Source organism: Pseudomonas sp. ASL7 (assembly GCF_056680375.1).
Genome location: NZ_CM155279.1, coordinates 1750667 through 1770448, shown reverse-complemented (window position 1 = coordinate 1770448; position 19782 = coordinate 1750667). Strand labels below are relative to the sequence as shown.

At 56.4% G+C, this 19782-nt stretch carries 22 protein-coding genes and 1 pseudogene; 13 read left to right on the top strand and 10 right to left on the bottom strand.

Annotated features, from left to right (window positions below):
- Positions 1-10: 10 nt before the first annotated feature.
- Positions 11-1033: a proline racemase family protein gene (locus AC1MDT_RS08110; RefSeq protein ID WP_480421527.1), complete on the top strand. Its 1023-nt coding sequence runs from the start codon at positions 11-13 to the stop codon at positions 1031-1033.
- Positions 1034-1104: 71 nt separating this feature from the next.
- Positions 1105-1815, top strand: coding sequence for a GntR family transcriptional regulator (locus tag AC1MDT_RS08105; protein WP_480421526.1), 711 nt, complete (start codon positions 1105-1107; stop codon positions 1813-1815).
- A gap of 116 nt (positions 1816-1931) precedes the next feature.
- Here AC1MDT_RS08105 and AC1MDT_RS08100 read toward each other — a convergent pair whose 3' ends face one another.
- The 3 genes from AC1MDT_RS08100 to AC1MDT_RS08090 are packed head-to-tail and all read right to left on the bottom strand — an operon-like array spanning position 1932 to position 3857.
- Positions 1932-2333: a DoxX family protein gene (locus AC1MDT_RS08100; RefSeq protein ID WP_480421525.1), complete on the bottom strand. Its 402-nt coding sequence runs from the start codon at positions 2331-2333 to the stop codon at positions 1932-1934.
- 17 nt (positions 2334-2350) lie between these two features.
- Positions 2351-3022 (bottom strand): alpha/beta hydrolase, encoded by a 672-nt coding sequence (locus tag AC1MDT_RS08095; protein ID WP_480421524.1) that lies wholly within the window; start codon positions 3020-3022, stop codon positions 2351-2353.
- A complete protein-coding gene (locus AC1MDT_RS08090) occupies positions 3015-3857 on the bottom strand; it encodes a DODA-type extradiol aromatic ring-opening family dioxygenase (RefSeq protein WP_480421523.1) in 843 nt (280 codons plus the stop codon). Before AC1MDT_RS08090 ends, AC1MDT_RS08095 begins: the two co-directional genes overlap by 8 nt.
- 167 nt (positions 3858-4024) lie before the next feature.
- Here AC1MDT_RS08090 and AC1MDT_RS08085 point away from each other — a divergent pair, with 167 nt between their 5' ends.
- The gene (locus tag AC1MDT_RS08085) at positions 4025-4924 is read left to right on the top strand and encodes a LysR family transcriptional regulator (protein ID WP_480421522.1); all 900 of its coding nucleotides are present in this window, start codon (positions 4025-4027) and stop codon (positions 4922-4924) included.
- Positions 4925-5227: 303 nt separating this feature from the next.
- On the opposite strand, the gene AC1MDT_RS08080 is transcribed toward AC1MDT_RS08085, so the two are convergent.
- From AC1MDT_RS08080 to AC1MDT_RS08070, 3 genes and pseudogenes are all read right to left on the bottom strand, one after another.
- Positions 5228-5662, bottom strand: a complete 435-nt coding sequence (locus AC1MDT_RS08080) for a DUF2721 domain-containing protein (RefSeq protein ID WP_480421521.1) — start codon at positions 5660-5662, stop codon at positions 5228-5230.
- Positions 5663-6290: 628 nt separating this feature from the next.
- Positions 6291-6587 (bottom strand): annotated as a pseudogene (locus AC1MDT_RS08075) (DinB family protein); the annotation flags it as partial.
- 336 nt (positions 6588-6923) lie between these two features.
- The gene (locus tag AC1MDT_RS08070; RefSeq protein ID WP_480421520.1) at positions 6924-7301 is read right to left on the bottom strand and encodes a c-type cytochrome; all 378 of its coding nucleotides are present in this window, start codon (positions 7299-7301) and stop codon (positions 6924-6926) included.
- A gap of 425 nt (positions 7302-7726) precedes the next feature.
- Here AC1MDT_RS08070 and AC1MDT_RS08065 point away from each other — a divergent pair, with 425 nt between their 5' ends.
- Positions 7727-7978, top strand: coding sequence for a glutathione S-transferase N-terminal domain-containing protein (locus AC1MDT_RS08065; RefSeq protein ID WP_480421519.1), 252 nt, complete (start codon positions 7727-7729; stop codon positions 7976-7978).
- Positions 7979-8030: 52 nt separating this feature from the next.
- Here the strand turns inward: AC1MDT_RS08065 and AC1MDT_RS08060 are convergent, their stop codons facing one another.
- Genes AC1MDT_RS08060 through AC1MDT_RS08050 form a run of 3 tightly spaced genes read right to left on the bottom strand, consistent with a single transcriptional unit; the run spans position 8031 to position 10102 of the window.
- Complete coding sequence (locus AC1MDT_RS08060) at positions 8031-8573, bottom strand: histidine phosphatase family protein (protein ID WP_480421518.1); 543 nt, start codon at positions 8571-8573, stop codon at positions 8031-8033.
- Positions 8574-8590: 17 nt separating this feature from the next.
- Positions 8591-9679 (bottom strand): SDR family oxidoreductase, encoded by a 1089-nt coding sequence (locus AC1MDT_RS08055; RefSeq protein WP_480421517.1) that lies wholly within the window; start codon positions 9677-9679, stop codon positions 8591-8593.
- A gap of 3 nt (positions 9680-9682) precedes the next feature.
- A complete protein-coding gene (locus AC1MDT_RS08050) occupies positions 9683-10102 on the bottom strand; it encodes an ester cyclase (RefSeq protein WP_480421516.1) in 420 nt (139 codons plus the stop codon).
- 116 nt (positions 10103-10218) lie between these two features.
- Between AC1MDT_RS08050 and AC1MDT_RS08045 the strand changes: the two genes are divergently transcribed.
- A complete protein-coding gene (locus AC1MDT_RS08045) occupies positions 10219-11154 on the top strand; it encodes a LysR family transcriptional regulator (protein WP_480421515.1) in 936 nt (311 codons plus the stop codon).
- 192 nt (positions 11155-11346) lie between these two features.
- On the opposite strand, the gene AC1MDT_RS08040 is transcribed toward AC1MDT_RS08045, so the two are convergent.
- Positions 11347-12240, bottom strand: coding sequence for a LysR substrate-binding domain-containing protein (locus AC1MDT_RS08040; protein WP_480421514.1), 894 nt, complete (start codon positions 12238-12240; stop codon positions 11347-11349).
- 297 nt (positions 12241-12537) lie between these two features.
- Between AC1MDT_RS08040 and AC1MDT_RS08035 the strand changes: the two genes are divergently transcribed.
- The 8 genes from AC1MDT_RS08035 to AC1MDT_RS08000 all read left to right on the top strand — a co-directional run bounded on the left by AC1MDT_RS08035 (position 12538) and on the right by AC1MDT_RS08000 (position 19684).
- The gene (locus tag AC1MDT_RS08035; protein WP_480421513.1) at positions 12538-13569 is read left to right on the top strand and encodes an ABC transporter substrate-binding protein; all 1032 of its coding nucleotides are present in this window, start codon (positions 12538-12540) and stop codon (positions 13567-13569) included.
- Positions 13570-13654: 85 nt separating this feature from the next.
- Positions 13655-14737 (top strand): ABC transporter ATP-binding protein, encoded by a 1083-nt coding sequence (locus tag AC1MDT_RS08030; protein ID WP_480421512.1) that lies wholly within the window; start codon positions 13655-13657, stop codon positions 14735-14737.
- Positions 14734-15633 carry an ABC transporter permease gene (locus AC1MDT_RS08025; RefSeq protein WP_480421511.1) on the top strand — a complete coding sequence of 300 codons (900 nt, stop codon included), beginning with the start codon at positions 14734-14736 and terminating at the stop codon, positions 15631-15633. Before AC1MDT_RS08030 ends, AC1MDT_RS08025 begins: the two co-directional genes overlap by 4 nt.
- A 1-nt stretch (position 15634) precedes the next feature.
- Entirely contained in the window at positions 15635-16429 is a 795-nt protein-coding gene (locus tag AC1MDT_RS08020) for an ABC transporter permease (protein ID WP_480421510.1), read from the top strand.
- Positions 16429-17529, top strand: a complete 1101-nt coding sequence (locus tag AC1MDT_RS08015; RefSeq protein WP_480421509.1) for an NAD(P)/FAD-dependent oxidoreductase — start codon at positions 16429-16431, stop codon at positions 17527-17529. The genes AC1MDT_RS08020 and AC1MDT_RS08015 overlap by 1 nt, the downstream gene beginning before the upstream one ends.
- Positions 17507-17815, top strand: coding sequence for a (2Fe-2S)-binding protein (locus AC1MDT_RS08010; protein WP_480421508.1), 309 nt, complete (start codon positions 17507-17509; stop codon positions 17813-17815). The genes AC1MDT_RS08015 and AC1MDT_RS08010 overlap by 23 nt, the downstream gene beginning before the upstream one ends.
- Positions 17812-19245, top strand: coding sequence for an FAD-dependent oxidoreductase (locus tag AC1MDT_RS08005; RefSeq protein ID WP_480421507.1), 1434 nt, complete (start codon positions 17812-17814; stop codon positions 19243-19245). The genes AC1MDT_RS08010 and AC1MDT_RS08005 overlap by 4 nt, the downstream gene beginning before the upstream one ends.
- 85 nt (positions 19246-19330) lie before the next feature.
- Positions 19331-19684 (top strand): RidA family protein, encoded by a 354-nt coding sequence (locus AC1MDT_RS08000; protein ID WP_480421506.1) that lies wholly within the window; start codon positions 19331-19333, stop codon positions 19682-19684.
- Positions 19685-19782 lie beyond the last annotated feature (98 nt).

The following is a 19782-nucleotide window of genomic DNA, read 5'->3' as shown; positions in this document are numbered from 1 at the left end:
GGAGCCCGCTATGCGCTGGAAAAAAACGCTGCAAATGGCTGATGTGCACTGCGAGGGGGAGATCGGCAAGGTCATCACCGGCGGTGTCATTGATATTCCCGGCAAGACCATGCTCGACAAGATGAACTACATCAACGAAGTCGATGACAGTCTTCGACGGCTGGTGATTCTTGAGCCGCGCGGTTGCCTGCAAATGTCGGTGAACCTGCTATTGCCACCGACCCGGCCTGAAGCCCAAGCGGGTTTCATCGTGCTGCAGGCGGACAAGGCTCATCCCATGTCCGGGAGCAACTGCATCTGCGTGGTGACCGCGTTGCTGGAACTCGGCATGCTGCCGATGGTGGAGCCCGTTACCACGGTTGTGCTGGATACGCCTGCCGGTTTGGTGACCGCCCGTGCGGTATGCGAGGACGGGCGCTGCCAGAGTGTCTCGCTGGATATGGTGCCGTCCTTTGTCGAACAGCTGGATGCCCCGATCCAGACACCTGAGTTCGGCGTAATCAAGGCTGATATTGCGTTCGGCGGTGTGTATTACGCGCTGGTGGACGTTGATCAGGTCGGTTTGACCATCGCCCCGGAAAACGCCCGTGAATTGGCGACCCAGGGTGTTCGCCTGAAAGGGCTGATCAACCAGCAAGTCAAGGTGAGTCACCCGCTGTTCAAAGAGCTCAACGAAGTGGCTTATGTGATGTTCCGCAACCGTCTGGATAAGAACACCTATCAGACCTGCACCACGCTGCCTCCCGGGCGGGTTGACCGTTCGCCTTGCGGGACGGGCAGCTCCGCCAATCTGGCGGCCTTGAGCCTGCGAGGCCTGGTCGAGGTGGGTGACAAGCTCACCTCTCGTTCCACCATTGGCGGTGAGTTTCAGGTCGAGCTGCTGGGGCTGACAGAAGTGGGCGGTAAACCGGCGGTGCTACCGAGAATCACCGGGCGCGCCTGGATTTACGGCCTGCATCAGATCGGCGTCGATCCCGACGACCCGTTGGCCGCCGGTTTCATGCTGAGTGATACCTGGGGTGAGGGTTTCTAACTCGCCCAAGGCAGGTGTTAAAGTTGCACGCTGGACAGATGACTGGCCGGCACTGCTGAGAGCATGACCTTATGAGCAAAGAACCGACTGAGATCGCTAGTGGTGCGAAACGCCATGGCGGTCGCTATATCTATGAAGAGTTGCGCAAGCAGATTCTGACACTGAAGCTTAAGCCAGGCACGTCGCTGGATGAGGTGTCCCTGGCCGCCCAATTCGGTCTTTCCCGCTCCCCGGTGCGTGATGCGCTTGCCCGTTTGATCAGCGAAGGTCTGGTCACTATTCTGCCTAACCGCACGCTGTTGGTGACGCCTTTCGAAATCGAAGCGTTTCCAAACTATATTTCTGCCCTGGATTTGATTCAGCGCGCGGTGACCAGGCTTGCGGCCCTGCAGCACACCGATGACGATTTGGTTCGTATACGCGAGGCCGATGCGGCCTATCTGGAGGCGGTCAGTACCGGGGACTTCCAGGCGATGTCCGAAACGAACAAGGCCTTTCACATGGCCATCGCCGAAGCCGGGAAAAATCCGTACTTCATCAGTTACTACGAAAAGCTGTTGGGTGAGGGCCAGCGCCTGCTGCATTTGCACTTTGACTACATCATCAGCGCAGCCAGCCCCTCAACTCGATTAGGTCGAGACCACGATGAAATGGTGAATGCCATCGCGGCCCGCAAGCCTGATGAAGCCGAGCACGCGGCGCATGAACATACGATGCTGTTTCAGCGCCGTTTTCTAGCTTACTTGCAGCAAAACCTTACGGAACGGATGTCTGTTGTTTGAGGTTGGGAATAGACGTTCTCGGGGTAACCAGGGCATCTCATTCGGTTTGCCCAAACGCAAACTGCCAACGCGCTGGCGGCTCCCAGAGCGTCGGCAGGCTTTGAATCTGCAGTGACTTACGCTTTGCTGGATGCCTTTGCCGCAAAGGCACCGTCACCCAACAACGCTACGACCAGCGCCGTCACGGACAGGTAGACAGGATATTCCCAGCCGCCATGGGCGTTGGTGAAGCTCCAGCCATTGCCGAAGTGGACGGTCGCGGCAACGAACAGCTGGACCACCGCCAGCGCGGCCACCCATCGTGCGTAGACCCCCATCACCAGCATTAAACCGCCGATCACTTCAAAGGCCATGACCGGGTACGCCAGAAAGCCAGGAAAACCGATGGATTCAAAAAAGCCAGCGGTACCTGCCGGGGTGAATACCAGGACTTTGGTCAGGCCGTGGGCAATGAACATGAGGCCGAGGGCCAGGCGCATAGCGAAGGCAGCGTATGGAGCGGTACGTATGTCGATCATGGTGCAGTTCCTTTTGTTTATTTGGAGAGTGACAGCGTGTGGGTCAGCCATTGCGAGAAATCCGCCAGTTCTTCAGCGACGATCTCGTGGCCCATGTCGTAGAAATGCGTTTCGTGTGCGACGCCGATTCGACTCAACCAGTCGTCCGCTTCTTTCGCCCACGTCACGGGTAGAACGTTGTCCTGATGACCATGGGCAATAAACGCGCTGACAGACTTGAGCCGATCGGCTGAAGCGATCCGAAAATCAAGTTCGCGCAGCATCCGGCCGCTCAATATCGCGAAACCGGCAACCAGCTCGGGCTCGGTCACCCCAAGGCTCGCGCTCATGATGCCGCCCTGGCTGAAGCCGGCAATCACGGTCGGCAGCTTGGGCAGCGCTTCGATGAAGTGGTGTAACAATTTGCGGCTGGATTCTGCCTGCACTTGATTGAACGAAGGGCCGTTGCCGGTGAAGCTCACCTGATACCAGGCGAAGCCTTGGGGGCCAACCTGCAGCGGCCCGCGCAGCAGAATCACTTCCAGCTCCTCGGGTAGCGAAGCGGCCAATGACACGAGATTCGCTTCGTTTGAACCGACGCCATGCAGCAGAAGCAGGCGGCCCTTGGGGGTCGACGTTCTGCCCCCTTTGCGGAAAAACAGGCCCGTTTGCGGCTCGCGAACGGCTTCGGAAAATGAGGTGTCACGCATGATCAGTAACGCCTTGGCTGGGTTGAGTGGAGTCGAAACCAACAGGGTTGGTCGAAGAAAACAGGTAGCTGTCCATCGCCAGTACGCCGTAGCTCACGCCGCCTTCCAGGACCCGGGTCTGGTAGTGTTCGCCGGCCGCGCCAAGGGCGATGAGCAGCGGTAAAAAATGCTCATCAGTAGGGTGGGCACGTTCTGCTGAAGGGGCGTGCTGTTTATAATCCAGCAGGAAATCGGTGTTGCCCGCCTGCAGGGTTTGAGCTGTCCAGGCAGCAAACTCTTTCACGTAGTCAGCCCCATGGCTGGCAGCCCCCCGAAACTCATACAAGTTATGGGTCAGGCTTCCGGAAGCCACGATCAGCACATTCATCTCCCGCAATGGCTTGAGGGCCTGGCCCAATTTCCAGGCCTGATGGGTATCGAGGCCGGCAGGCATCGATACCTGAACGACGGGTATGTCGGCCTCAGGGGCCAGATACAGCAGAGGCACCCAGGCGCCGTGGTCCAGACCTCGGCGGGCATCAAGCCGGGACTTCCATCCCGCGTTCTGCAACAGGTCTACGATATGAGCGGCTAGGGCCGGTGCGCCCGGTGCGGGGTAGCGCAACTGGTACAACGCGTCGGGAAAACCACCGAAATCGTGAATGGTTTCAAGGGCGGTGCTCGCCGTAACGCTGACTTCGCCACGCGTCATCCAATGCGGGGAGAGGATGACGATGGCGTCCGGGCGCGGCAGTTCGCGACCGAGCTCGGCCAGACGTTGACCCGCCAGGCCAGGCTCGATGGCAAACATCGGCGCACCATGCGACACAAACAACAGGGGGAACGAAGTGTTCATAGTGAATGCTCCTCACTGATTACTTGTTAAGCCAGATACCCACTACTGTAATTTTCATAGTGACCTCAGTTGCTTTGACGTGCGTTTCGATGGGCTCAGTTTATAGATTGAGATATTGAGATAAATAAGGCCAAATGCGACTAACCGTTCCACTTACTGAGACAATGATGGACAGAGCGTTGGAGATGCAGGTCTTCTGTACCGTGGTTGATAAAGGCAGTTTTGTCGGTGCAGCCGAGCCCCTTGGAATGTCCAAGGCGGCCATCTCGCGCTATGTGAGCGGCCTTGAAGAACGACTCGGTGCGCGGCTTCTGCACCGCACGACCCGACGGCTTTCATTGACGGAGGAGGGGCGCCAGTTTTACCACCAGGCGCGTGAAGTCCTGGCGCTCATGGATCAGGCCGAGGAAGCCGTATCGTCCACCGCACCGGAACCCAGTGGCGTTTTAAGGGTGAATGCGCCGGTCAGTTTCGGCGTGCTGCACTTGGCGCCGCTATGGGGCGACTTCATGAAGGCCTACCCCAACGTCGAGTTGGATATCAGCTTGAACGACCGACTGGTGGATCTTGTAGAGGAGGGCTTCGATGCCGCTGTTCGTATTGCGCGCATGGAAAGCTCTTCCCTGATCGGGCGCCGTCTGGCGGGCACGCGGATGTGCCTGTGCGCTTCACCCGATTATCTGGCGAGCCACCCTCAAGTGCGCACTTTGTCTGACCTGACAGAACACGGAGTGATTGCCTACACCAACTTCGCCAGCGGCAATGAATGGCAGTTTCAGGGGCCTGACGGCAGCGAAAGTGTGCGCACCCGCTCGATCGTTCGCTGCAACAATGGCGATACCTGCCGCAGTATTGCCTTGGCGGGAGGCGGTATTGCCTTGCAGCCCAGCTTCATGGTGGCCGAGGATTTGCGGACAGGGGGGCTGGTGGAAATCCTGCCTGAATATCAGTCGGTCGAACTGGGCATCTACGTGGTCTATCCCACCCGCAAGCACCTGGCGACCAAGGTCCGGGTGCTGATCAATTTTCTGGCTGAGCGATTTGCCCACCCACAATGGGAACAGTAGAGGGGGGCGCGAATGGAGTCTGACTCAGCGCCTATCCACAATACCTGCGCGAGACGCTCTGTGGTATGGACGAGCGCCTCGATGTGCATTTATAGAATGATACGCAGCGAAGGCAGAACTGATGTCCACCTATTTGAATGCCTTGAGGACGCGCGGTTCACCGCTCCTGAAGAACCTCGATTTAGGTTGACTGACTTCCTCAGGGCGTGAAGCGGACTATCAGAGATGCCCCGAAGTCAGGGGAGATTCGTCGCGTCAGGAGGTAGTGCCTCGGGGGCTCCGGACATCAAAAATTTGAATCGGTCAAAGGTGTTCATCCGCCGCACTGACACTGATTTTAGCTTCTTGGGCGAAGCGAAACAGACCCGCACCGAGGAAGCATGTGGCGACTATGAAAAGAAGGCCGGCACCATAGGCGTACTTGAAGCCCATGAACTCAGTTAAAAAGATGATAGCGAGCAGCAGGGTGGCGCAAAGTCCGCCGCGCAGAGAAGACAGGATGCCAGCGTTCAATAAGTTAGCCCGCCGCCTCAATCTATCCAGATCAGCCCTGAGATGCGCACGCCTCGGGTCGTCTTCGGGGATCGCATTGAGTACCCGTGTACGGTCGATGACAGCTGATAACCTCGAAGTCATTAACGAAACGAACGCAGCTATTGCACCGAGGAAAAACGTCGGGGCTGTTGCTTGTGAAAAGATGTGCGACAACCGCACAGCGTCAGGAATGAATTCGTTCAATTTAGGGACCACCTAATAGTAATAGGTCGAGTATTTGCAATTCTCCATTTGACATAATTCGCGGTCAAAAGGTGGGGCGCATCCTGTTATCAGCTAGGGGGCTCAGTACAGTCTTGGGGGCCGAGTTTTGCTGATAACAGGGAACCAACGTCAGGCTAGGCCTGCAAGTTGGTCGGAGCGCCCTGTCGTAGAGCGTAGAGCAGCTCAGGAGACTTTCCACAGTGAGCAAGCGTTTTATTCTGTGACACTGAGGAAAATAAATATGACCGACCGTCAGGTGATATGAAACTTTCGCAATGTCTGTACTCCGCCGCCTGAGGAACAGCTGCTTTTCAATGGCGGTAATACCCGCCCGGGGCTCATGCAATGATATTGATAGAAGATTTCAGAACCCAATCCCATGCGCTCCGGATCGAGCTGGAGGCTTCCACAATGGGCATGATAATGCTCGTCTCATTGATCGTATGACCCAGGGAGATCTTCTACAGCTCGAGGACCGCTTTTGGCCACTTGCTGCCTGTGATGACCGAAATCCACAACCCAAAGCGGACATCCATCGCCCCTACTACCCCCCCTTGATCGCCTCTTGGTAAACAAAATTGGCAGGGCAGTCAGTCAGAAACCGTACTCGATGTGCCGAAAGTGTTCGAATATTCGAGAACAGCAACTGGTCGAGGCTTTTGAGGGCAGGAAGCTGCCGAATCGGTCCCAGAGCCAAGTAGTTCGCTGGGTGCTTGGCGAATCGCTTTAGCCAGACAGTGTCGCCGGCCACCAGGTGGTTCAACGTCCCGAGAATTGAACCAAAGAATGCTTTCCTATCCACTGAGAGTTCTTCATCTGGCAGGCATCTGGCTGCCTCAAAAATCTTTGCGTTCATCCACTCGTTATAGGTCGCCATCAGGCGGATATGACTGGTTCGGTTCATCATGCACATCCCTTAATGAATACTTGATAAGCAATCCTCGCTCATCTTGAAACCCGGTCTAGTGTTGGGCTTTGTTGTTTCGGGGGCAACAGGGTGAGGGACCGTTCTTGCTGGGTGCTTGCATTTGGCTCGGCAAATGTCTTCATTTGGCCGTTACTTGCCTGTCACGACCGCAGCCGACTGCTGCTGGATGCGAAGAGCCGCCCGAGCTTGTATTCCGAGATTGTTCATTAGCGATTTGCACGCGAGAGGTCGATTGGCTCACCGGCATTGCCCCACAAGCCCTCAAACCTGAAATCGCTTTTAGATTTCTGTGCCTGCCTCTCATCTCAAAAATCATCGATTTTTTGAAATCACACCCCCCATGTATTGATTCAAATCGCGCAGATCTTTAATACTCCATGAGTACGGCGATAGCTTTACACCATTTTCTCGCAAGGTTTTTGGAATCAAGTCTCCATTTGGACGAAGTATTATCGATGATACAATCACGCCCGGATAATCATTTAATCGTTTTTTGAAAGCGGATGTTGTTAGATCAGGTGTAGGAGGATTGCTTTTGTTAGCCAATGGTCCTGTTGCTTTGAGATCTATCCCGTGGCACATGGTGCATCGCTGTAAATATAGATTTTTTCCATTAATGTTATCAGCGAAGGATAGTAATGTTTGAATTAGCGATAAAATCCCTAGCGAAGCGATGAATAATATTTTCATTGTTTTTATCTTCCTTGATGGGATCAGCATTGATTGGATGCGATTTGGCGCGCGGGAAAGATATCAGCCATCGTGTCGGCAAACACAGTCATTTCTGATGCCCATTGAATCAACTCGTTCTCTAGGCGCATCCCAGTGACCGCTTCTGGCCGATTTCTGCCTGTTACGACTGAGCGAAATCGACCCTTTGCGGACATTGCTTGCTTGTACGCCAAGCACTGATCGAGCCTAGCTCTCGTGATTCAACGGCATCAGGGTTTTCCCACTCTGTTTCTCATGGAATTTTCCTCAGGGTATTGCAGGTATATTTTATGTACCTAGGTGATAAAAAAGTGCCTTCTTCCATTTATATACCTTGTCCCTAAGATGGTCATTCATCACTTTCTGGGTGGAAGTGATGTACCAGACCTATTAGGAGATCGCTCGTGAAGCTTTACTACATCCCTGGCAGCTGCTCCCTTTCCCCTCATATCGTGATCAATGAACTTGGTCTTGATGTCACGCTGCTCAAGGTAGATCACCGGGAGCACACGGTGGACGGTAACGTCGACTATTACGATGTAAATCCTCTCGGCTATGTGCCGATCCTTGAATTGACAGATGGAGCCAGGCTTCGGGAAGGCCCGGCGATCGTGCAGTATCTGCACACTGAAAATTTTGGTGAATTTGCTCATTGACGCCTATGACGGGAGAGCCCGCCCGTTTGAACCCCGCGCCAGATGGCACCTTTTAAACACCGCTATATTGATACACCGTCGCACCCCAATACTGGCTGCCGTTACGTTTTTGGCAAATCCATCCATCGGCCGCCAGTTGTTTGGCGATCATTCGATTCATAAAGCCATGACCGAGCAGCAGAACCGGTCCTTCGCTGGCAAGGGACTGAAGTCGTCGAGCTGCTGTGCTGGCGCGCATCCTCGCATTGCCGGCGGATTCGACTCTGCGTGAGTAGCCGCACAACCATAAGACTCGAAGGATAAATGCCCAGGTAAACGGCGATAGCCGAGGCAGATTCCAGTGACCATAAGGCAGTTGCGCTTCACAGAAAAGCGCGTCGACGAGGGCCGGCTTCAGGCCAAGAGCCTGGACGGAGGTGAGCGCACGAGGTGCGCTACTTGAGACAATCACCGTGGCGGTTGCGGCGAGCTGCATGCTGGCATCCGGCACGGGTTGGTTGGTAATTTCGGACTGGCTGTATTGCTCGATCCAGTCTTTCATATCGAGCGCTGACATTTTGTCGGTTGCGACCCGCTTTGGCAGGCCGTGACGCATCAGGATTATTTCCCTACTCACAGTATGTTTACGTCCTTGTTCTGGTGTGCGGTCAATGTGGAAGAAGTGCTGTTCCGGGAATTTAAGGTTTGATTCTCAAACCAATCGTGATCGCAGTACCACGCTACGGTGTCGGTGATTGTCAGTTCTAGCGCCCGGAAACTCAGGCCAAGCTCTTGTTCACTCTTGCGGTGGTTGAAACAGGTGCGGTCCTTCTCTCGTACCAACAGGCGCAACGTGGCCATGCTCAGCAGAATGGGCTTGCTGGTCAGACGCGCATAAATCTCCTGCACAGCCGCCAAGGTGAATAGAAAGGGGAGCGGTAGTTGTCGAACGGGTGTCTTGACGCCCGCTATACGTCCAAGAATAGGCACCAGCTCACGCATTGTCATATGCCGGCCCGCCGCGAGATAGCGCTCACCTCGCCGCCCATGTTTGGCAGCGGCAATCTGCGCTGATGCTACATCGCGGGCATCAACAACGGAGAAGCTACCGGGGATCAGTCCGGGTAATTTGCCGTGCACGACATCGTTAACCAACTGTCCCGAGGAGGTCGGGCCAATGTCGGCAGGGCCCCACATCCAGCCAGGCAGGACCATGCAGGCATGCATCTCGGGATGGAGTTCCAGGAACGACAAGACGACACGGTCGGCGAGGATCTTGCTTCGGTAGTAGTCATCCGCATCGGCGTCGGCCCGCAGACATGTCTCATCGATGGATGTGCCAGGTGCGCCGTCGAGCACGGCAATGGAAGACGTATGGATGAACCGTCGTATACCGGCGCGGTAGGCCTGGTGAATCAGGTCCCGCGTACCGTTGACATTGATCTTTTCGAGTTCCTTCCAGTGGCTGCCGCCCTTGTAGTTGTCGCGAAAAAACGCCGCGGTGTGAAACACTGTATCGCAGCCTTGCAGCGACGCTGCGAATGCGTCGACATCGGCCATGTCCCCAACGACCAGTTCCACACCCGGCAAATTGTTGAACTGCTGTTCACCTTTGGCTCTTGAACGGACCAGGGCTTTGACCGCGTAGCCACGAGCGACCAATTCACGCACCAGGTTGTTGCCCAACAAGCCGGTTGCGCCAGTAACGAATGCGCTGTGCATGGCTCAACCCTCAGCCGGATAGGCTAACGGCATCAGCACCGCACTGTCGAAGAAGGCCTCTTCACGGATGGCCAGTCCGTCTCTGAAGGTGAAGTGTGCGGCGTAGTGCACGGTAATATGGCGTCCAAGAGGTGGAATCACCCGGCCTGGCAGCACCAAGGGTGCGGCGAAGGTGCCGGTCAGGACGGCTGTCAGCGCCAAACGATCGTTACCGACGGCGAATGGGCTGAAGATCACTTGGGCATCGGGGAGCGCTTCGAACAATGCGTTCTCTCGTTTGCGCATGGCTTCGCGACCGGTTTGAATCCCCATGCCATCGAGGTAGATGAAGTCTTCGCAAACCAACGCAAGCATCGCCTCCACATCACGGTGATTGAAGGCTCTTGAGGCGAGTTCCGCATAGTCGTCGGGGCCAGTAGTCATACAATCCATTCCATTCGTTTCGAGGGCCTGTAGATATACCTTTGAGGCATCTCCCGAAAAACAGCGACTACTGCATAATGGATTTGCACATATGCAGACCAGGGAGGACAGGACGCATGGCGTTGCAAGCAAATTGGGACGATCTTCGTCTGCTGTTGGCAGTCTCGCGGCGTGGCAGCTTCCTTCAAGCTGGCCAGTTGCTGGGTATCGCGGCGTCTACCGTGTCCCGCCGCCTGACCCAACTTGAGGTCGCACTGGGCGAGCCACTCGTCGAGCGGGGCGTTGAAGGATGCTGGTTGACCTCGCGGGGCCAATCCCTCGTGGAAGTTGCCCTGGCTGCGGAGGCTGGCTTGAGGCGTCAAACCGCTGCTGGCTTATCCGAGCTACACACAGGGCTATTTGGCAGTGTCCTGGTCAGTGCAGGAGAGGGGTTCTCGTCTTGTGTGCTGGAGGCCGCGAGTCGCTTCACTTCTCTGCACCCGCGTTGCTCGGTGGAGCTGATGGTAACAGCCGACTTTCACAAGATCGTCCGCGGCGTGGCAGACATTGCTGTACGTACAGCTCATCTGGGTGAGCCGTCGCTGATTTATCGACCCATAGGCCGGCTCGCCTACGGTGTCTTCGCTGATGCAAGTTATCTGAAGCGGTTTCCAGGGGTGACCCCGGCCACTGCGGTCAATATTGCCTTGCTTCCTCCGTTGGACATGTTGCCGCAAATGCGTGCGGCAAAGGCTGCGGGCCTGGAACGCGCGCAGATCAGCATGAACTCGTTCGCGGTTCAGCTCGAATCGGTGAGGCGAGGAATGGGTGTGGCCGTGCTGCCCCGTATTCTGGCAAAGGACCTGATCGAGTTGTTCCCGGATCTCCAACTTCCAGATATGGAAGTCTATCTGGTGACCCGGCCTCAGGCATTGAAACAAGCTCACATCAAATGTTTTTTTGCCATCCTGGAGCAGGTGCTGCTCGAAGCCCTTTCCATAGCAAATGCGGAAGGTTACCTCTTGGGGGGCAACCCGAAATGGGAGGATGGGGGCGCTAGCCATAATATTTGAGATTGGTTCAGTCAAGACATCAGCTAACGAAGTTACCAATGAAACCATGACCGGTTGAATCCACAGACGTTTGTTGGCGCTGAATGTGTTTTTACACACTCTGGGCCGATAGCTGCCTGTCAAAAGGGCTAGTCCTGCCAAGAGTCCTACAGATGCTACCGGTCGGGTTGGTCATCGGAAAACCCATGCCACTCAGCCTGGATGCGACATGGCGATGACCTTCTCCTTTACAAACTCCAAAAATGCCTGAGTCAAACGTGAGGCCACTAAGCGCTCAGAAGTAGCAATTCCATATTCGAAGTCAATCTCAGGCATGAATGGACGCACTAGAACTTTGTCGCCCAGCGTATCGGCCACCGCAGGATCGATGATGGAAACGCCGGCGCCGAAACTGACAAAGGAAGCGATGACCGTTGATAGCTGGCTTTCAATGCTCAGTCGGCGCTCCACCTGATACCTCGCAAACAGTTCATCAATAATGCGTCGGGTATCCAGTTCTTGAGGAAAGGAGATGAAAGGCTCACCGGCCAAGTCCTCCGGAGTGATATGGGCATGGTCTGCCAGTCGGTGGCCGATCGGCAGAATGCAACGCATGGGGGCGGTGAATAGCCGCTCGAGCTTTACGCCGGGTTGCCAGGTTGTATAGGTCACGAAGCCGACGTCACATTGTTCGTTGGCCACCATTTCACTCACGGTTTTGGTTCCATGGATGGTGAATATCACCGTAACCCCTTCATGCAGAGCCATGAATTCCGAGATCCAGGCGGGCAATAATCCTGCGGCCAGGGCAGGGGCGCAGCATACGGTCAGTGCGCCCTTGTTCAGTGAGCGTATTTGGCGCGCGGCATGGGCAATCCGTTCGACGCCGACAAACGAGCGCTCCACTTCCCGATACAGCAGTTCGGCATCGGAGGTCGGAAACAGACGGGCCTTTTCTCGTACGAAGAGCTTGAACCCGACATCCTCTTCCAGATCAGCAATCAGCCGGGTAACCGCGGGTTGAGTCACGCTCATCATCTCCGCTGCGCTGGTGACCGAGTGCCTGATCATGACCGCGCGAAACGCCTCTAGCTGCCTGTTTTTCATAGCGATTTTCTACTCATTATATTTTGACATTTGTTTTAATAAAATTTTGCCGTGAGTATGCTTATTTTGAGACGGAACTCATCGGTTAACGCAGGACTCGACGCAGATAATAGCTTTTTACTTAGGTGGAATAAGCGTTTAAGCAAATTATTTGGGCTCGATGGCACTGAAAAAAACCATAACATTTAGACATTGATTATGTGTTAATTGTGATTGGACCCCCTGATATCAATTGCAGACACTGGGGCTGCCCGGAAGGTGCGGGCATCGACAGTGGTACTCATATCAGGAGTCAACATGATCAGAAGGTTTGCCCCCGCACTCATCGCGGCCTCGCTGTTTGCCAGTCACGCACAAGCCGAGCAACCCACGCTTTACGTCGCTGTTTTCGGCGGCTCTTTCGAGCAATTGCTTAAAGAGCAAATTGTGCCGCCTTTCGAGAAGACGACCGGCAGCAAAGTGATACTGGTTCCGGGCGACACGACCACCACGATGGCTCGTATGCAAGCTCAGAAAGGTAAGCAGACGCTGGACGTGGCGTTTCTGGATGACGGTCCCATGTCCCAGGCCGCGCAGCTGGATTATTGCGAAGCGTTGAACGATGCCCCCGTATACAAAGACCTGTACGACGCTGCTCATTTCAAAAGCAACAAGGCCGTAACGATCGGTCTCGACGGCACGGGCATTGTCTATAACGAGCGGGTCTTTGCCGCCAAGGGCTGGGCACCGCCCACGTCCTGGAAAGATTTGGCCAACCCTTTGTACAAGGGGCACGTGCAGTTTCCCAGCGTCACTAACGGCTACGGGATTGAAAGCCTGGTGATGTTTGCGCGTCTCAATGGCGGCAGTGAGCAGAACATCGAGCCGGGTTTCGCTTCGATAAAAGCCAGCGTGGCCCCTAACGTTCTGTCCTTCGATCCATCACCGGGCAAAATTTCCGAGCTGTTCCAGAACGACAGCCTCTGGATCGGCGCCTGGGGTGCAGGTCGCACCCAATCACTGCGCAACCAAGGCGTGCCGGTGAAATTCGTCGCTCCCAAGGAAGGCGCGATGGCTCTCGGCTTGAGTGTTTGTCCGGTCAAGCACGATACCGTTAACGCTTTGGCCCAGAAGTTTGTTCAGTACACCTTGACCCCGGAAGTACAAGCACTGTTCGCCGATGAAGAGGGTGTGGCACCGGTCAACAAGCACACCGAGCTACCACCCCCAGTGCTGGCGAAGGTGCCTGACCAAGCGACCGTCGCGGGGATGTTGAGCGTTGACTGGGACATCGTCAACGCCATGCGCCCCACCTGGATACAGCAGTGGAATCGCCAGATCGAGCAATGATATTTGCGTCACAGGCAGGGCGGCCGAAGGTCGTCTTGCCTGGGCCTGCACGCGCCCGCACAAGCGAATAGTGAGTCTAATAAAAATGAGTTATTTGAGTATCGAAGGCCTGAGCAAGGCGTATGGGGACGTGACGGTCCTGCATGGGGTCAATCTGAGCATCGAGCAGGGTGAGTTTATTTCGCTGCTGGGGCCTTCGGGGTGTGGCAAGACCACGACATTGCAAATGATCGCCGGCTTCATCGACCCCAGCCATGGAGATATCCGTTTACAAGGCAAATCGTTGTTGGGTCGGCCGCCAGCACAGCGTGGCTTGGGGATGGTGTTTCAAAGCTACGCGTTGTTTGTGCACATGACGGTTCGGGAAAATATTGAATTTGGTCTACAGATGCGTGGCGTGGCACGCGCCGAGCGAATGCGTCAGGTGAGTCAATCGCTGGAGCTGGTGCAACTGGGAGCCCACGGCGACAAGTTTCCTCGCGACCTGTCCGGCGGACAGCGGCAGCGGGTCGCACTGGCCCGGGCACTGATCATCAAGCCGCCGCTGCTGTTGCTCGATGAGCCGTTATCCAACCTGGACGCCAAACTGCGTCACGACATGCAAACCGAGTTACGCAGCATCCAGCGCCAAGTGGGCACCACGACGATAATGGTCACCCATGATCAGGACGAAGCCCTGGCCATGAGTGACCGGGTTGCGCTGCTGGACCGTGGTCGAATCGTGCGCTTCGATAAGCCCAACCATTTGTACGACGATCCGGGATCGCACTTCGCCGCTGATTTCATTGGCCGTGCCAATCTGCTGGACGGCGAAATAGTGCTGCGTGACGGTCAGCGACAGTTCGTCTGCGGTGCCGGCAGCCTGGTTCTGGACGCCGAGCTGCCATGTGGTCGCGCAACCTTCTCGTTGCGGCCTGAGCGTATCGATTTTGTTGAAGGCCCTGCCGCCATCCTTTACGGAAAGGTGGTGGGTTGCGTGTTCAAGGGGAATTGCTGGCTGCTCACGGTCATGACCGAGCTGGGGGTTCTGCAAGTCATGCGGGCCAATCGAGGTCAGGTGGCCGTGTTGCCCGGCGCCCAGGTTGGTTTGTCGTGGGAACCTTCGGCCCTGCGCCACATGAGGTCCAATAGTGATCTGACGACATCACATTCCGGGGTGGCGCGATGAGTCTGGCGACTGTGTTGATCCCCCGGCGACGCGCCTTCGAATTCAGCGGCAGAGCATTGCTGCTCTTGCTGCCAGCCAGCCTGTTGTTCATCGCGCTGCTGGCCATTCCGATGCTGATGACGGGCGAACTGAGCCTGCATGGTTTCAATGTTGAAACCAGCGCCATGCTTGAGACGCGTTCCTGGCACAACTACGCCCTGGTGCTGTTCGATCCTTATTACCAAACCATCTTTCTGCGGACCCTGGGTCTGGCGTTGGCGGTAACGGTGGGGGCCGTGCTATTCGGCGTGCCGGAGGCGTACATCATTTTTCGGATGCGACCGCGCTGGCGTGCGTTCTTTTTGATCATGACCCTGGCACCGTTACTGATCTCGGCGGTCGTCAGAACCTTGGGCTGGTCAATCCTGCTGAGTCAGAACGGGGTCGTTTCCACCACCCTCGTGTGGCTGGGTCTTATCGACGGCAACGCGCAGATGCTGTTCTCGTTTTGGGCTGTGGTCATCGTCTTGATCCACGCGCTGGTGCCACTGGTGATTTTGTCGGTATGGACCTCGTTGCAAGGCATTGACCCGCAAAGCTGTGATGCTGCGCTTAGCCTGGGGGCTGGGCAGATGACGGTCTGGCGGCGGATCGTCTTGCCGCAAGTTTTACCCGGCGTGCTGTCCGGTAGCCTGATGACGTTCGCCCTCAGCGCAAGTGCCTTTGCCACCCCCGCGCTGATCGGTGGCCGGCGCCTGAAAGTCGCAGCCACCGCTGCATACGATGAATTTCTCAATACCTTGAACTGGCCTGTCGGCGCGACCATCGCTGTCCTGTTGCTGCTGCTCAATCTGCTGGTAATCGGCGTGTACGGCAAGCTGGTTGAACGCAGAATCCAACGACGACTGGGGCGCTGAGATGAACAAGAATGGAATGTTAGCGCTGGTTTTTCACACCCTGTTTTCAGTGTTCCTGGCTGCGCCATTAATCATCGTCTGCCTGGTCGCCTTTACCCCGGACAACATGCTGAGCGTCCCTACATTGCACTTTTCAGTGCGCTGGTTTGTTGCGCTGTTCAATGACAACGGTTTCACCACGGCGTTCTGCAACAGCATGGGCCTGGCGACGCTTGCCGCGACCGGCGCGGCACTGCTTGGCGTGCCCGCCGCGCTGGGACTGTTGCGTTACTCGTTCCCCGGTCGGGCAGCGTTGAACGGCTTGTTGTTGTCGCCGTTGATGATTCCGCCCGTGGTATTGGGGGTCGCGTTGTTGCGGCTGTTCAACGGGTTTGGCGTCAACGGTTCGTTTACCTCGTTGGTATTGGCCCATGTGATGTTGATTTTCCCTTATTCACTGCGCCTGATCATGGCGTCGATGGTGAGTTTGTCCCGTGAGCCGGAGCATGCGGCGATGTCTTTGGGCGCCAGCGCCTGGACGACCTTTCGACGCATCACGCTGCCAGCGCTGCTCCCGGGCATTCTCGGCGGCTGGGTATTGGCCTTTGCCAGCAGCTTCGACGAACTGACCGCCACCATTTTTCTCGCCTCCCCGGCGACGATCACGTTGCCGGTGCGCATCTACATGAGCATGACCGAAACCATCGATCCTATGGTGGCTGCGGTAGCGGTGGTGATCATCGTGGTCACTTTGGGTTTGATGTTTGTGCTTGACCGTCTGGTGGGGCTCGACAAAGTTCTGATGGGGAAAAACTGATGAAGAACGACTACGACTACGTAGTGGTCGGTGGCGGGTTGGTCGGGATGGCCATCGCTTACGGACTGGCCAAACGAGGTGTCAGCACACTGGTGCTCGATGGCGAGGATTCAAGCATACGTGCCGCTCGGGGCAACTTTGGCCTGGTATGGGTTTCGAGCAAAGGTTCGCGGCAAATCGATTATGCGCGCTGGTCATTGGAGTCATCGCAGCTGTGGCCCGGCTTCTGCCAGGAACTCGAAGACGCGAGCGGTATGAAGCTGGGTTACGAAAAGCCCGGTGGAATAATGATCGCCATGAACGAGGAAAGCCTGGCCAGCAGTGCGGCGGCGTTGGCAAAGCTGCATGCGCAAGACAGTCGCTTGACCTATGAAGTTCTCGATAATGCGCAATTAACACAGCGTATACCTGCCGTGGGTCCGGACGTGGCGGGCGCGGTTTACTCGCCCCACGACGGGCATGTCAGTCCGCTCTACACCTTGCGCGGTTTGTTTGCTGGTTTCGAACGCGCCGGGGGCGTTTATCGCGCCGATGCGCGCGTCGATCAGATCGTCCCGCGTGACGGCGGCTTCCGGCTGACCGCAGGCAAGCAGACCATCGAAGCCGGGAAAGTGATCCTCTGCGCCGGCCTAGGAAATCGCGAGCTGGCACCGATGGTAGGCCTGCGGGCACCGGTAGTGCCGCTACGTGGGCAGATTCTGGTCACCGAGCGGGTCAAACGCTTTCTGGATTACCCGACGCTCTCTGTCCGTCAGACCGCTGAGGGCTCGTTGCTGTTGGGGGATTCGGCGGAAGACGTGGACATGGATGACGGCGTGACGCCGGGGATCATTGCTCATATCGCCCAAAAAGCCATTGCGCCTTTTCCGATGCTCAAGAACGTCCGCGTAGTGCGCGCCTGGGGATCGTTGCGGATCATGACCCCCGACAGCATGCCGGTTTACGAAGAGTCGCTCGAGCATCCCGGGGCGTTTGTTGCCTTGTGCCACAGCGGCGTAACGCTGGCGGCCGCCCATTGCGAAAAACTCGTGCCCTGGCTCATGGGTGCGCCTCGTCCCTCACTTCTCGACTATTTCTATGCCAAACGATTCGCTGTTTAGCGCGCTCGCCGCTGCGCCAGCCGCCCAGGTCTCAATCCTGATTAATGACCGGCCGTTCAGCGTGCCGAAATACATGACGGTCGCCGCGGCGCTGCTGAGCGTGGGGGTTACCCAGCTACGTGAAACGCCGGTGTCGAACGCACCGCGGGCGCCTTTTTGCATGATGGGCGCCTGTTTCGAATGCCTGGTGGAAATCGACGGTGTACCAAATCAACAAGCCTGCATGACGCTGGTGCAGCCGGGAATGACGATCCGATCGATGATCGGTGCCAGGAGTCTGAAATGACCATGATCCATGTTGACCTGCTGATCATCGGTGCCGGTCCGGCCGGCATGAGCTGTGCATTGCAAGCCAGAGAAGCGGGCCTCGATGTGTTGCTGTTGGATGAAAACCAGCAGCCCGGCGGGCAGATTTATCGCAGCGTGGCTCAGTCGCCGCTGGCTGATCCTGATTTGCTGGGCAAGGACTATATCGCCGGCGCGGCACTGGTTAAGCGCTTCCTGGCAAGCGGTGTGACCTACTGGCCCGGCACCTTGGCGTGGCAGATTACCCACGACCGGCAGGTGAGCTTCACTCGCAACGGACCCAGCGGCGGCAGTGGCCAAATCCAGGCTCGCGCACTCGTCATTGCCAATGGCGCCCAGGAGCGGCCCGTTCCGTTTCCCGGCTGGACGTTACCGGGCGTAATGGGCATCGGTGCCGCGCAAACGCTGTTGAAGTCCGCAGCATTGCTGCCGAGCCAACGCGTGGTGCTCGCGGGTAGCGGGCCATTGCTCTATTTGTTTGCCTGGCAGTTGATCAGGTCGGGCAGTTCAGTGGCGGCGATTCTCGACACCACGCCCCGAGCCAATCGTTTTCCTGCGCTGAGCTATCTATTTTCAGCGTTGCGGGCGCCGGGCTATTTGCTCAAGGGGATGGGCTTGTTGAGGACGATTCGCGGTAGTTCCATACCGCATATCCATCATGTCGAATCTCTCTCTGCGCTGGGGCAGGGCGCTGTCGAGAGCGTTCGCTATTCAATTGGCGGTCGCGAAGCGCACATTGCCTCGGACCTTCTGCTTGTCCATCAGGGCGTCATTCCCAACGTACAGCTGACGCGTTCGCTGGGCTGCGAGCATATTTGGGACGAAATACAGCTCTGCTGGCGCCCTGACCTTGATGAGTGGGGGCAGACGTCGCTAACCGGGACATACGTCGCTGGAGACGGTGGTGGCATCGATGGCGCCAAAGTAGCAGAGCTTTCGGGGGCACTGACCGCCCTACAGATCAGCCTGCAGCTGGGCTGTTTTACAGAAGCAGTTCGCGACAGCCAGGCGCGTCAACTAAAGCGCCAGTTGAATCGCCATCGGGCAGTACGGCCATTCCTGGACACGTTGTATCGGCCTGCGGACATTTTTCGTCGGCCAGCAGATCAGACCATCGTCTGTCGCTGTGAAGAAGTCAGCGCGGGCGATATCCGTGCAATGAGCCGATTGGGCTGCAGTGGGCCTAACCAGACCAAGTCATTCTCGCGGTGCGGAATGGGGCCCTGTCAGGGGCGTATGTGCGGGATCACTGTTGGGGAAATACTGGCTGAGGCCAGGCATGCGCCTATGCAGAAGGTGGGTTATTACCGGATTCGTCCTCCGATCAAACCCGTGCAATTGATTGATCTGGCAAACGCTTACGTTCCGGATGCGAATGCGGCGCCGTTGGAGGCGTTTGTACCGAAATAAGGGCATCGATGAATTTGGATCGAATGCGGGTAGCTCTGCGGATTGCCCGCCTGGACTTACTGACACTCCACACCAGGAATTTAAAATGAAAGATATTGTTCGTATTGACAGCAATCATCGTATGAGTCGGGCGGTTGTCTGTAATGGCTTTGTATTTATCGGCGGGCAAACAGCGTCAGACGCTACGCAAGACATCAAAGGCCAAACCGCTCAAGTCCTGCAAAAAATAGACGGTTTTCTGGAAAAGGCGGGACTGGATAAAACACGCATTGTTTCCGCGCAGATATGGCTTGCGGACATTCATTCTGATTTTTCAACAATGAACGAGGTGTGGGATTCGTGGGTGCCCGAAGGTCACACTCCCGCCCGTGCAACGGTCGAGTCGCGTCTGGCGCTGCCGGAGTTGTTGATTGAAATCACGGTAGTGGCCGCTGCCTGATACCTGAAAATATATTCTCGTTTATATGGGGATTCATTATGAACAGGCTGGAAACCATTGCTGGGCGAAGGACGCAGCGGCCGCTGCGAAATGTGTTC